This window comes from Sphingomonas sp. 179-A 2A2 NHS (assembly GCF_045371305.1).
Classification (GTDB): Bacteria; Pseudomonadota; Alphaproteobacteria; order Sphingomonadales; family Sphingomonadaceae; genus Sphingomonas.
On record NZ_JBIQDE010000003.1, the window covers coordinates 598,571 to 611,421 of the forward strand.

Annotated in this window: 8 protein-coding genes; 5 read left to right on the forward strand and 3 right to left on the reverse strand. The window is 66.1% G+C overall.

Annotated features, from left to right (window positions below; all coding sequences use genetic code 11):
• Window positions 1–10 precede the first annotated feature (10 nt).
• From ACH0AE_RS09260 to ACH0AE_RS09270, 3 genes are all read left to right on the forward strand, one after another.
• Entirely contained in the window at window positions 11–2,650 is a 2,640-nt protein-coding gene (locus ACH0AE_RS09260; RefSeq protein ID WP_294442049.1) for an EAL domain-containing protein, read from the forward strand.
• Between the two features lie 425 nt (window positions 2,651–3,075).
• Window positions 3,076–4,968 (forward strand): ribonucleoside-diphosphate reductase subunit alpha, encoded by a 1,893-nt coding sequence (locus tag ACH0AE_RS09265; protein WP_294442048.1) that lies wholly within the window; start codon window positions 3,076–3,078, stop codon window positions 4,966–4,968.
• A 292-nt stretch (window positions 4,969–5,260) separates the two neighbouring features.
• On the forward strand, window positions 5,261–8,344 hold the full coding sequence (locus ACH0AE_RS09270) for a TonB-dependent receptor domain-containing protein (protein ID WP_294442047.1): 3,084 nt from the start codon (window positions 5,261–5,263) through the stop codon (window positions 8,342–8,344).
• A gap of 158 nt (window positions 8,345–8,502) precedes the next feature.
• Here the strand turns inward: ACH0AE_RS09270 and catB are convergent, their stop codons facing one another.
• The 3 genes from catB to ACH0AE_RS09285 all read right to left on the reverse strand — a co-directional run bounded on the left by catB (window position 8,503) and on the right by ACH0AE_RS09285 (window position 12,208).
• Window positions 8,503–9,141 (reverse strand): type B chloramphenicol O-acetyltransferase, encoded by a 639-nt coding sequence (gene catB, locus ACH0AE_RS09275; RefSeq protein WP_294442046.1) that lies wholly within the window; start codon window positions 9,139–9,141, stop codon window positions 8,503–8,505.
• Between the two features lie 229 nt (window positions 9,142–9,370).
• Window positions 9,371–11,245 carry a M1 family metallopeptidase gene (locus tag ACH0AE_RS09280; protein WP_294442045.1) on the reverse strand — a complete coding sequence of 625 codons (1,875 nt, stop codon included), beginning with the start codon at window positions 11,243–11,245 and terminating at the stop codon, window positions 9,371–9,373.
• Between the two features lie 690 nt (window positions 11,246–11,935).
• Entirely contained in the window at window positions 11,936–12,208 is a 273-nt protein-coding gene (locus ACH0AE_RS09285; protein WP_294442044.1) for a DUF2171 domain-containing protein, read from the reverse strand.
• A gap of 131 nt (window positions 12,209–12,339) precedes the next feature.
• Between ACH0AE_RS09285 and ACH0AE_RS09290 the strand changes: the two genes are divergently transcribed.
• Window positions 12,340–12,618, forward strand: a complete 279-nt coding sequence (locus ACH0AE_RS09290; protein ID WP_294442043.1) for a hypothetical protein — start codon at window positions 12,340–12,342, stop codon at window positions 12,616–12,618.
• A complete protein-coding gene (locus tag ACH0AE_RS09295) occupies window positions 12,615–12,815 on the forward strand; it encodes a hypothetical protein (RefSeq protein ID WP_294442042.1) in 201 nt (66 codons plus the stop codon). The genes ACH0AE_RS09290 and ACH0AE_RS09295 overlap by 4 nt, the downstream gene beginning before the upstream one ends.
• Window positions 12,816–12,851: the final 36 nt, after the last annotated feature.

A 12,851-nucleotide genomic window follows, 5' to 3' on the forward strand; every position in this document is an offset into this window, starting at 1 on the left:
GGGGCGTCTCATGGGATCGCTCCGTCGCCGTCTGTCTGCTTCCGCCACGCCGTCTCCCCGCCTCGCCGAGGCGCTGGGGCTGGTCGCCACTGAAGACGATGCGCTGCACGACGCCACCGAGGCCCGGCTGGGCGAGGTGGCGGCGCTGTGGCCGGTGGTGGTGGCGGTGCTACTCGTCTCCTCCGCCGCGCTGATCGGCACGATTCTGGCGTGGCACGAGCCGGTCGCCACCGTGTCGGGGCTGTGTGCCGCGTTGAGCGGCCTTGGCCTTGTCACCTGGGGACTGCTGGAGTTGCCGGCGGCGCGCAGCATGGCCCCGCACCGCCGCACGGTGATGCTCTGTGCGCTGGCGGCGCTGCTCGCGGTCGGCCTGTCGATCCAGCTCGACCTCGCGCCCGACCTGCCCAGCGCCTCGCTGCGAGTCGCCGGGTTCGTCGTCGGCTTCGGCGTCATCATCCTCAGCGCGATCGCGCTTCACGCGGTTCGCCCGGCGAGCCTCGCCTTCGCCGGGACGCTGGCGCTGATGGTGCCCGTCACGTCCGGGATCAGCGTCGCGGCGGCGGCGGCGCTCATCCTCGCCGGCATGCTCGCGGTGGGCGTGGCGCGGGTCGCCCGGCGCGATCATGCGCAGCTTGGTGAGCGGGGCGAAAAGGAACAGGCGCAGCAGCTCGCCGCCCGGCTGGTGCGCGAATATGAAAGCCACGGCACCGGCTGGTTCTGGCAGACCGACCGTGCCGGCCATCTGACGTATCTTACCGACAAGGTCGCGCGCGAGCTTCAGGCGCTTGGCGTCACCCCGGTCGGCGAGCGGCTGGTCAACATCTTCCGCGTCGATTCGCAAATGGCGGATACCGAGCGGACGCTGACCTTCCACCTGTCCGCGCGCACCAGCTTCTCCGATTATTCGGTGCGCCCCGCCTTCCCCACCGAATCGGATCGCTGGTGGTCGATCTCCGGGCGCCCGATGCTGGACGATCTCGGCCGCTTCCAGGGCTTCATCGGTTCGGGATCGGACCTGACCGAAAAGCGCCGCGCCGAGGCGGAGATCACGCGGCTGGCGCTGTTCGACAGCCTCACCGGCCTTGCCAACCGCCAGCGCATGCGCCTGGCGCTCGAACAGACGCTGGCACCGAGCCAGGGCGTCCACACCACCACCGGTCTGTTCCTGCTCGATCTCGATCGCTTCAAGGCAGTGAACGACACGCTCGGCCACCAGATCGGCGACGAATTGCTGAAGCAGGTGGGCCAGCGGCTGCAGCGCAGCGTCGGCGACGCCGGGCTCGTCGGGCGGCTGGGCGGAGACGAATTCCAGGTCGTGCTGCCGCGCGAGGGCAATCGCGAGCAGCTCGGCAACCTGGCGCAGGAGATCATCGCCTCGCTGTCGCAGCCCTATTATGTGAAGGGTTCGTCGATCTCGATCGGCTGCTCGATCGGCGTTGCCATTGCGCCCGAGCATGGCGAGGACAGCGAGACGCTGATCCGCAACGCCGATCTGGCGCTCTACGCCGCGAAGGCTGACGGGCGCGGCGTCTATCGCTTCTACCGCGACGAGATGCTGGAGGGGGCGCAGAACCGCAAGCGGCTGGAGGACGACCTGCGCCAGGCGCTGTCCGGCAACGAATTGCAGCTGGCCTATCAGGCGGTGGTGTCGACCAAGACCGAGCGGATTGTCGGCTATGAGGCGCTGTTGCGGTGGAACCACCCGACGCGCGGCGCGGTGAGCCCGGCGGACTTCATCCCGGTGGCCGAGGAATGCGGGCTGATCGAGGCGATCGGCGAATGGGTGCTGCGCACCGCCTGCGCCGAGGCCGCGATGTGGCCCGAGAACGTGCGCGTCGCGGTCAACGTGTCGCCGATCCAGTTCGCGAACCCGGCGCTGCCCGCCATTGTCACCAGCGCGATCGCCTCGGCCGGCATCTCCGCCGCGCGGCTCGAGCTGGAGATCACCGAGGGGGTGTTCCTCAACGAGGACGCCTCGTCCGACAACATGTTCAAGGCGCTGAAGGGCATCGGCGTGCGCCTGGCGCTCGACGATTTCGGCACCGGCTATTCCTCGCTCGGCTATTTGAAGAAGGCGCCGTTCGACAAGATCAAGATCGACCAGAGCTTCGTGCGCGGTGCGATCCAGTCGGGCAACCGCAACGCCGCGATCATCAAGGCGATCGTCACGCTGGCAGATACGCTGGGCATGGAGACGACCGCCGAGGGCGTGGAGCAGCAGGACGAGATCGGGCTGATCCGCGATCTCGGCTGCAGCCATATCCAGGGGTACGTCTATGGGCGCCCCCAGCCGGCCGATGCCGTGATCGAGCAACTGCTGGCCGTGGGCGGCCAGGCAGCGCCGGTCGGCCCGCGGGTCAGCCGCGCCACGCGCGCCAAGATGCTGCGTTCGGCGCGACTGGAGATCGGCGACGAGACGGGCGAGGTGCGGATCCGCAACATCTCCTCCACCGGCGCGATGATCGACGGCGTCGAATTCCCGGAAGAAGCGATCGGCGTCGACGTGCAGATCGAGCTGCTGGAGAACCAGCTGTTCCCGGCGACGATCCGCTGGGCATCGGACGGCCGCGCGGGGCTGGAGTTCGCGCAGGACTTCAACCTCGACCGGCTGAACCAGCCTGCACCGAAGATGACCCGCAAGGCCGGCTGACCCGCCGGCCCGTCCACCGGATGGCGGGATGAAAACGGCCACCGCGGGCCTTCCGTGCGCAAGCGCGGCGAGGCGGAGTTTGTGCACCGATTTTTTTTCATTTCGGTTCTTCCGTCTTGCAATTCGCGAACCCCGCGGAAGTCCGCGCGTCGCGCCCCTGCCCCCTCGTCCATCCGCCTGCCCGGCACGACGAAACGTTGTTGCCGCCCTCTTGCCTCCCGATGAAGACTGCCACAATCTGTGGGGGTAAGCTTCAGGGGTGAACGCTAGAACTGGTAGAACAAGGGCTGCGACCCCATATCGCAGCTGCTGGCCGAGCGCCGTCTTCGCACAGGCGCGGTCACTTTTTGTTCTCACCCATCAGCGTCACGCCGGTGTAGCATGGGGGCTCGCCCCCGATTCGACGAGACAGGGATACGGCGGCGATGGATTTCAGGGACGCGAGCGAGGCGAACATGGCGACCGAGACTTTGCAGGCCGACACGGCGAGCACCGACACCGGCACGACGCCGGGCACGCTGCGCAAGCCCTATCCGGTCGAGGTCGATCATTCGCGCGACGCGCTGCTGACCGATTTCGGCAAGGACACGCTGAACGATCGCTATCTGCTGCCGGGTGAGACCTATCAGGATCTCTTCGTGCGCGTCGCGAGCGCCTATGCCGATGATGCCGCCCATGCGCAGCGCATCTATGATTACATCAGCCGCCTGTGGTTCATGCCGGCGACGCCGGTGCTGTCGAACGGCGGCACCGGGCGCGGCCTGCCGATCAGCTGCTACCTGAACTCCGTGCCCGACAGCCTGAACGGCATCGTCGACACCTGGAACGAGAACGTCTGGCTTGCGAGCCGCGGCGGCGGCATCGGCACCTATTGGGGCAACGTGCGCGGCATCGGCGAGCCGGTGGGCCTCAACGGCAAGACCAGCGGCATCATCCCCTTCGTGCGCGTGATGGACAGCCTGACGCTGGCGATCAGCCAGGGCTCGTTGCGCCGCGGATCGGCCGCCTGCTATCTCGACGTGTCGCACCCGGAGATCGAGGAGTTCCTCGAGATCCGCAAGCCGTCGGGCGATTTCAACCGCAAGGCGCTGAACCTGCACCACGGTGTGCTGATCCCCGATGCCTTCATGGAAGCGGTGCGTGACGGCGGCGAGTGGGAGCTGAAGTCGCCCAAGGATGGCACCGTGCGCGGCAAGGTCGATGCGCGCAGCCTGTTCCAGAAGCTGGTCGAGACTCGCTTGGCGACCGGCGAGCCGTACATCGTGTTCGCCGATCACGTGAACAAGAACATGCCCAAGCATCACCGCGACCTGGGCCTGAAGGTCTCCACCTCGAACCTGTGCAGCGAGATCACGCTGCCGACGGGCCGCGACCATCTCGGCAATGATCGCACCGCGGTCTGCTGCCTCTCCTCGCTCAACCTGGAGACGTGGGACCAGTGGAAGGACGACAAGCAGTTCATCGAGGACGTGATGCGCTTCCTCGACAATGTGCTGCAGGATTATATCGACCGGCATGAGCCGGGCATGGAGCGTGCGGCTTACTCCGCGGCGCGTGAGCGCTCGGTCGGCCTTGGCGTCATGGGCTTCCACTCCTTCCTCCAGGCACGCGGCCTGCCGATGGAAGGCGCGATGGCGAAGAGCTGGAACCTGCGCATCTTCAAGCACATCAATGCGCAGGTGAACCAGGCATCGATGACGCTGGCGGCCGAGCGTGGCCCCTGCCCCGATGCGGCCGACATGGGCGTGATGGAGCGGTTCAGCTGCAAGATGGCGATCGCGCCGACCGCGTCGATCTCGATCATCTGCGGTGGCACGTCCGCCTGCATCGAGCCGATCCCGGCCAACATCTACACCCACAAGACGCTGTCCGGCAGCTTCGCGGTGAAGAACCCGTATCTGGAGAAGCTGCTCAACGAGAAGAGCAAGAACGCGGACAGCGTCTGGAACTCGATCCTCGAGCATGGCGGCAGCGTGCAGCACCTCGACTTCCTCAGCCAGGAAGAGAAGGATTGCTTCAAGACCAGCTTCGAGATCGACCAGCGCTGGCTGCTTGAGCTTGCCGGGGACCGTGCGCCGTATATCGACCAGGCCCAGTCGCTGAACCTCTTCATCCCGGCCGACGTGGAGAAGTGGGACCTCCTGATGCTGCACTTCCGCGCTTGGGAGCTCGGCATCAAGTCGCTCTACTACCTGCGTTCGAAGAGCGTGCAGCGCGCGGGCTTCGCCGGCGGCGTGGAAGCGGACAACACGATCGAGAAGCCGCAGTTCAACCTGGGCGAGACGACCGACTACGACGAGTGCCTCGCCTGTCAGTAACGGGATGAGACACGCACCTCCGGCCGGCAATCGCTGCTCCGCCGGGGGCAAGCGTCGTGCTATCCGGTCATCCTCCGCCCCCGGGCGGGCCTCGCAGTTCGGCAGCCGCGTAACGTCTGGCGGGACAATCAACGCCGCCCGGGATCGCGCCTGATCGCTGTGGGGCCGTAACGATCTTGGCCACGTTGCTGAAATATCACGGGTCCTGCGAAATCGCGGCATCGCGCCGCCCAGCCTAAAACCATTCTCCAGATCGCGAGTTGTCACCGGCACATTCGCCAGGAGAATGGCCATGACGCGTATTGCGATGCTGCTCGGCTCGTCTCTCGCTTCGGTCATCGCGCTTGCTGCGGCTGGCGCGGCGCAAGCACAGGATGCTCCCTCCAACCAGGCGAGCGCGCCGCCCGGCGCGACTGACACCGCAGGCGATGCCGGCGAAGAGATCGTCATCACCGGATCGCGCATCGCACGCCCTGCGCTCGATAACCCGCAACCGACGACGACGCTGGATGCGACGACGCTCAACAACCGCGGCTATCCCGATATTGCCCGTGCGCTGAACGAACTGCCCGGCTTCTCCGTGCCGGGCAGCTCACCGATCGGCGACCAGGGGAACGGGTTCGGCGTGGGCCAGAACTTCGTCAACCTCTACGGCATCGGATCCCAGCGCACGCTGACGCTGGTGAACAGCCGCCGCTTCGTTGCCGCCAACCCCGCGACGATCTTCTCCTCGGCGGATGCCGGAACGCAGGTCGATCTGAACACGATCCCCACCAAGCTGATCCAGCGGGTCGAGACCATCTCGATCGGCGGCGCGCCGATATACGGCGCGGACGCCATCGCCGGCACCGTCAACATCATCCTGCGCCGCGATTTCGAAGGCCTGGAGGTGGATGGCCAGGCCGGGGTGAGCGAGCGCGGGGATCTCGGCAACCAGCGCGTGCGCGCGCTGTTCGGCAAGAACTTCGCCGGCGGGCGCGGCAACATAACCGTCAACGCCGAATATAATCACGATGACGGGCTGCTCGGCAACCAGCGCTCGATCGTCCGGCGGCAGCTCGGCTTCATCGCCCCTCTGGATCCTTCGTCGCCGTTCGATCAGGTACTGGTCGACAACACCCGCACCTATCTCGGCACGACGGGCGGTATCGCCTTCATCCGGGATGCTGCGCGCCTCACGCCCGCGCAGGCAGGCGGCACGACATCGGTGGTGCGTAACGCTGCCGGCCAGATCGTCGCCTTCGACCCGAGCGGCAATCTGACACCGTTCAACATCGGCACGCCGACGCGCGATCCGACGACCTTTCTGGGCGGGGACAATCTGAATTTCGCCGACATCTCGAACCTGCGGGCGGAAACCAATCGGTTCAACGCCGTCATGCTGGGCAAGTATGAAGTCAGCGACGGCATCGAGGTGTTCGGCGAGGCCTGGTATTCCAAGACCAAGGCGACCAATCTTGCCGGCCAGCCGGTGTACAATACCAACTTCTTCAGCGCGAGCCCGCAGGGGACGTTCGACGTCAACGGCAATTACATCGTCCCGCTGAGCAACCCGTTCCTGACGCCTCAGGCCAGGGCGCTGATCGTCCAGAACCTGACGGCTGCCGGGCTGCCAGCGTCGGACAATGACGTATTCTATCTCGGCCGGGCGAACACCGATCTGGTCTCCGGCGTCGCGAAGCTGAACCAGGATCTGTACCGCTTCGTCGGCGGTGTACGCGGCGACTTCAACCTGGGCGAACGGAAGTTCGAGTGGGAAGTTTCCGCCAATTACGGGCGCACGAAGAGCAGGTCGCTGCAACCGTCGCTGGTGGAGCCGAACCTGCGACGCGCGCTGAATGCCGGCTTCGATGCCAGCGGCAACATCGTCTGCCTGCCGTTCAATCCCGATCCGACCAACCCGGCCTCGCCGCCGAACCTGCCGGAATATAACGGCACCATCTCCACCACCTGTGCGCCGCTCAACCTGTTCGGCAGCGGCGCACCGAGCCAGGCCGCGCGCGATTACGTGACGACCAACGCGCGGACCACTGCGATTACCTCGCAGCGCGACATCCTGGCGACGCTGACCGGATCGCTGTTCAGCCTGCCCGGCGGCGATTTCGCCATCTCGGTCGGGTATGAGAACCGGCGCGAATATTCGCGTTTCTCGCCTGACCGCTTCTACACCGAGGCGCTGGGCCGTTCGATCCCGATCCTTGGGCTGCGCGGATCCTACACGACCAACGAGGTGTTCGGCGAATTCCGCGCGCCGCTCATCGGGCCGGATCAGAACATTCCGCTGATCCACGAGCTGGAGGTGAATGCCGCCGGCCGTTACGTCGACAATTCGGTCGCCGGGGGGGATTTCACCTGGACCGCTGGCGGACGCTGGGCGCCGATCGACGGCATCGCGATCCGCGGCAATTACACCCGCGCCATCCGCGCGCCCGCCGTCACCGAGTTGTTCGCCGCCAACCAGCCGGCGTTCGACGGCGGCTTCGATCCATGCGACCAGCAGAACCTGAACTCCGGCCCCAACCCCGCCGTGCGCCAGGCGAATTGCGCCGCCGCCGGCCTGCCGACCGACTTCTCGTCGCTGATCAACTCCGTGACGGTGCCAATCACAGTTCTCGGCAACCGGGACCTGCAAAACGAGCGCGCCAAATCCTGGACGGTCGGCGGGCTGATCACGCCGCGACAGCTGCCCGGCCTCGCGCTGTCGGTGGACTATATCAACATCAACCTGCGCGACACGATCGTCGCGTCAAGCGCGGAGGACGTGTTGCGCGGCTGCTATGATGCAACCGACTATCCCAACAATCTCTATTGCAGCCTCATCACCCGTGATCCGACCGCGGGCGACAATTTCGGCCAGGTCGTGACGCTGCAGGAACCGTTCATCAACCAGGGCGGCCTCCGGTTCGAAGCGATCGAGGTCGAGGCCAGCTACACCCGCCGGATCGGTTCGGTCGGCGTGACGGCAAGCGCCAATTACCAGCACATCATCCGCGCCGATGAGCGGATCAGCGAGGCCACCCCGTGGTCCAGCACGCGGGGCGAGATCGGCAGCAGCATCGACCGGTTCAACATCAACCTGACGCTGGAGCGCGGGGCCTTCAGCTGGTTCAACCAGGTCCAGTATATCGGCCCGGCCGTGTTCGACGCGAACGACACGGATACTTCCCGCGATATCCGGCGGATCGGAAGCTACGGCATCTGGAACACCGCCTTCATCGTCAAGGCTTCCGACAATTTCGATTTTCGGTTCAACATCGACAATGTGACCGACGCCGGCGTCCCTTATCCTGCCACCGCGGGCACGGGCGCGTTCAACACCTACTACCAGGGCCTGGTGGGCCGATCGTTCCTGGTGGGCGCGAACGTGCACTTCTGATCAGCGGAGCGACGCGACCTCTCCGCAGCGCCCCGCACGCTGCCACACCCCGGCCAGGGGGCGTGGCAGCACACGGCGATCGGCCATGTTTGTGCAGTGATGAAGGCGCACCTCGCGTCCCGCTCGGAACGGGAGGTGCGCGCATCAGGAACTGACTATCAACCGGCTGAGGGATTCGCCCGTCGCCAGTGCTCGTATAGCGCCGAGATGTCGCCGCTGGTCAGGATCGGCATTGCCTCCCGCAATTCGGCATCGCTCCAGTCCCACCAGCGAAGCTCCAGCAGCCGCGCGATATCCGCATCGTCGAACCGCTTGCGCAGCACCTTGGCCGGGTTGCCGCCGACGATCGCATAAGGCTCGACGTGCCTGGTGACGAGGCTGCGGGTGCCGATGATCGCGCCGTCGCCGATGCGCACGCCAGGCATGATCACCGCCTCCGATCCGATCCACACGTCATTGCCGATGATCGTGTCGCCGGCGGGCTGAAAGCCGTTCGCCGCCCCGGCGAAGCACGGCACGTCCGGCATCCAGAAGAACGGAAAGGTGCTGATCCAGTCGCTGCGATGGCCCTGGTTTCCGGCCATGATGAAGGCGGCGCCAGATCCGATCGAGCAGAAGGAACCGATGATCAGCCGGTCCACGCCCTCGTCGGGCAGAAGGTACCGCGCGCACTCGTCGAAACCGTGGCCGTGATAATAGCCGGAATAATAGCTGTAACGCCCCACCTTGATGTTGGGATTGGTGACGAGCCGATCGAGCGTGATGCCCTTGAACGGGCTTTCGAAAACATTGTGCATCATGAAGATCCGTGTCTGCGCACCGTGCATGCAACCAGTGTCCGGCTGTGCAGGTGGCAAGCGAGTACCGGCAGGACATCCAGCGATGCCTGCGCCCCGGCTTCCCTCGTCGCACACGAGGAAGCGCGATTCAGATGGTACTCGGCGTGATCTTCATCGGCGCATCATGCGGCATGCGGCCCGGGTTGCCAAGCGCGGCCGCCTGGAAGCCCGGGTCGCACCGCGCGGCTTAGTCGCCCAGCACCTTGTCGATCGCCGCCGCCGTCACCGGATGGTAGGTCGGCCGCGCCTTGGCATAGATGCGCCGCGCGATCGGCATGCCCCAATCGCCCTGCGCCTTCAGCCCCTGGTATAGCGGCCGCACCAATAACGTGCGCCCGACGCTGGTGAGGAACTGCTCGATCGAGGGCACCGCCGGATCGTAGCGATTGGCGATGGCAAGCTCGAGCCAGGCCGAGCGGATATAGCCGTTGCTCTGCTCCGACAGGCGGAACGTGCGATCGAGCTCTGCCAGCCGCTCGGTCGGCAGCGTGCGCGGCAGGCGCGCGATGAAGCGCTGCCACAGCTGCGTCGACCAGCCCTCGGTGTCGATGGCAGATGCCGGCCCGCCGGCTGTGAAGGCCGCCGCGTCCCGCTCGACCCCCGTCAGCGCGGGCGATTGGACATGCACGGCATTGTCCGGCAGACCCGGCTCGTAGGCCCAGCGATCGAGCTGCAGCTTCGCCTCCAGCGCCTTGTCACCGCGGATCAGGTTGGCGCGCAGATCAGCGAGGAAGCCCGCCGTCGTCTGCGGCTGGAAGGCATGGCGATCGAAGTATGAGCGCAGATACGCGTCCCACCGATCGCGGCCGACGGTCTCCTCGATCGTGCGCAGGAAGATCGCCCCCTTGGTGTAATCGACCTGCCCGCCTTCGGGATCGCCGTGCAGCCGCGTGCCGGGCGCGGTTCGTCCGCCAGCGGCGCGGAAATTCGTCTCCAGCTCGTCCCACGCCAGATCCGCTTCCACGTCGGCGCGCTCCTTGCCGTAGAGCCGCTCCATGATCCGGTTCTCGAAATAGCTGGTGAAGCCTTCGTTCAGCCAGCTGTCCGACCAGGTGGCGTTAGTGACGAGATTGCCGGACCAGCTGTGCGCCAGCTCGTGCGCCACCAGCCCGACATTGGCGCGATCGCCGGTCAGGAAGGTGGGCGTGAGGAAGGTCAGCGTCGGGTTCTCCATGCCGCCGAACGGGAAGGACGGCGGGAGCACCAGAAGGTCGTAGCGACCCCAGCGATAGGCACCGTAGAGCCCCTCCGCCGCCTCGACCATCTTCTCGGTATCGGCGAGTTCATAGGCCGAGCGATCGAGCATCGATGGCTCGGTCCAGACGCCGGTGCGCTTGCCCAGCGGCTTGAAGGCGAGGTCCCCCACCGCCAGCGCGATTAGGTACGGCGGCACCGGCTTGTCCATGGCGAAGCGGTACGTGCGCTGGCCGTTCGCGGCGGGCTCGCCGGCCGGCGTCAGCCGCTCGCCGCTCATCACCGCGACCAGATCGGCCGGCACGGTGATCTTCGCCGTCCACGTCTGGCGGATGCCGGGGCTGTCCTGCGTCGGGATCCAGCTGCGGTTGTTGATCGCCTGGCCCTGGCTGAAGAGGTACGGCTTCTTCTTGCCGGCGGTCAACTGCGGCGGCAGCCATTGCAGCGCGCGGGCGGTGGGCGCCGCCTGATAGGCGATGACGATCTTCTTGGCGCCGTTCAGCTGGATGGTGAGCGGCGCGCCTTTATATTCCTCGCTCGCGCCAACCTTCCAGGCGAGCGCACGGCCCTTCCCGTCCGTGACGGAGCGGATGGTGAGGCCGTCAGTGTCGAGCACGATCTCCTTCGCGCCCGGCGCGGTGAGCACGTCTAGCGTCGCAATGCCGGCCACCGTCTTGGTGGTGAAATTGGCACTGAGGTCGAGGTCGACATGAGTGACGCGTGCGATCTCCGGCCGGGCATAGGAAAGCACGTCCTTGGCGTCGGGCGTGGTCAGGATCGGGGAGGCAGCGGGCTGGTTCGGGGCGGCCGAGGCGACGGCGGGCGGCACGAGCAGGGCGGCGAGGATCGCGGGGGCAAGTCTCTTCATGCGCGCCCACGTGCCCGATGGCGAACGCGGCGTCGAGTTGCCTTGTATGACGTTAGCGCGCCGCGACCCCGTGGGTAGCGGTGTCGGTCACCAGAACGGCCCTGATGAGACGGCTTGCCGAGGGCTCGGCCCGTCTCCCAGCGGTTGCGGCAACGTCGCTCGGGAATCGCAGGCGCGCGTGCTTCTCGGCCGCTGCCCGCCGGAACATACCAAGCACAGACCCGCGTGAGCGGCTGATAACCCTGGCGACGGCCCGTCGGTCCGGAAATCAAGATATTGCGGTTGGCAATCCAGGTTCAGCGCAACATCTCGATTCTATCCACAGAAAAAAGTGGGTCCTTTGCATCGCAATCGGGGTGGCAAATCGCGCCCACTCTGGATACGATGCTGGCACAGGGTTCGCCGGTCTTTTTTCCGGTTTTCGGGGCGGCACCAGCGCTCGAATCGACGAGCCGGGGGCCAAAAGCGAGTCACGAACGATGCGCCATGGGTATTCGATATATGACTGCCGCGGCGTGGCGTCGCTTCGCCTCATTCAGGCGTGCGTGAGCGGCAGTGCTCGGGTCAGCCGCGGCGTCGCACGCTCCGCCTCGGCGCGGCGCTGAGGCACGCGGCGTGCGACTCGACGCATATGACAAACGCGGCAACCGGGGCGCACCGTCGCGCGTCCCGGCCGTATCGCGGACGAGCTTAGAGCGGCTGGCCGCCTTCTTCTTCCTCGAAGGTGATCGCGACGTCGGCATTGGCGGACAGCCGGACCTTGTCGCCCTCGACCTCGGCGACGAGGCCGATCGGCAGGTAGTGATGATGGTCGCTATGCCCGGTCGCGCCCTCGATCTGGGCCCCGGAATCCTTCTTCGTCAGCTTGATCCGGTCGCCTTCGACCTTGTCGACGGTGCCGACATGGACACCGTCCGCGCCGATGACTTCCATATGCTCCTTGATGTTGCTGTGATCGGCCATGCGAAGTCTCCTCGTTGGTTCGGCAACAGAACGACATATGCCGCAATTGGATGCGTGGGAGGGGCGGCGTGATACCGTCGTATAGTTGCCAGGGACGTGGGACTGGTCGGGCGAGGCTGGCGAAGGCTGGCATGGTCAGTGCCATCCTGCTGCTTGCGGCCTGCGCGAAGCAGGTGCCGTCCGCGGTTGCCCACACGCCTGATACGCCCGGTTTCCTGCTGGGGCTGTGGCACGGTTTCATCTTCCCGGTTGCCTGGGTGCTCAGCCTGTTCATGCCGGATGTCGCCATCTATGCCGTGCCTAACAACGGCGGCTGGTACGACTTCGGCTATTTCGTCGGCATCGTCTTCCTCGGCGTCGGCGCGCGCAGCACCCGCACCGTCTATGTCACGCGCCGGGTGCGGCGATGAGCTGGCAGGTCGTCATCATGTATGCGGTCGCGCTGGTGTTCGCGCTGGTCGGCATCGGCCTGCTCGTCGCGCTTGCCCGGCCGCGCAGCCAGGGCCAGGTCTATGCCTTCCGCATGATCGGCATCATGGCCATCGCCGGCGGCGCCGTCCTCGCGATGAGTGCAACCGCCATGTGGCAGTGGAGCATGGAAGGGTGAGACCCCATCTATATGCCACGCGCCGCTTCTATCTGA

What these genes read in the sequence shown, in the direction of transcription:
- ACH0AE_RS09260 (WP_294442049.1), top strand. Translation starts at nt 11, where the DNA reads ATGGGATCGCTCCGTCGCCGTCTGTCTGCTTCCGCCACGCCGTCTCCC.
- ACH0AE_RS09265 (WP_294442048.1), top strand. Translation starts at nt 3,076, where the DNA reads ATGGATTTCAGGGACGCGAGCGAGGCGAACATGGCGACCGAGACTTTG.
- ACH0AE_RS09270 (WP_294442047.1), top strand. Translation starts at nt 5,261, where the DNA reads ATGACGCGTATTGCGATGCTGCTCGGCTCGTCTCTCGCTTCGGTCATC.
- catB (WP_294442046.1), bottom strand. Translation starts at nt 9,141, where the DNA reads ATGCACAATGTTTTCGAAAGCCCGTTCAAGGGCATCACGCTCGATCGG.
- ACH0AE_RS09280 (WP_294442045.1), bottom strand. Translation starts at nt 11,245, where the DNA reads ATGAAGAGACTTGCCCCCGCGATCCTCGCCGCCCTGCTCGTGCCGCCC.
- ACH0AE_RS09285 (WP_294442044.1), bottom strand. Translation starts at nt 12,208, where the DNA reads ATGGCCGATCACAGCAACATCAAGGAGCATATGGAAGTCATCGGCGCG.
- ACH0AE_RS09290 (WP_294442043.1), top strand. Translation starts at nt 12,340, where the DNA reads ATGGTCAGTGCCATCCTGCTGCTTGCGGCCTGCGCGAAGCAGGTGCCG.
- ACH0AE_RS09295 (WP_294442042.1), top strand. Translation starts at nt 12,615, where the DNA reads ATGAGCTGGCAGGTCGTCATCATGTATGCGGTCGCGCTGGTGTTCGCG.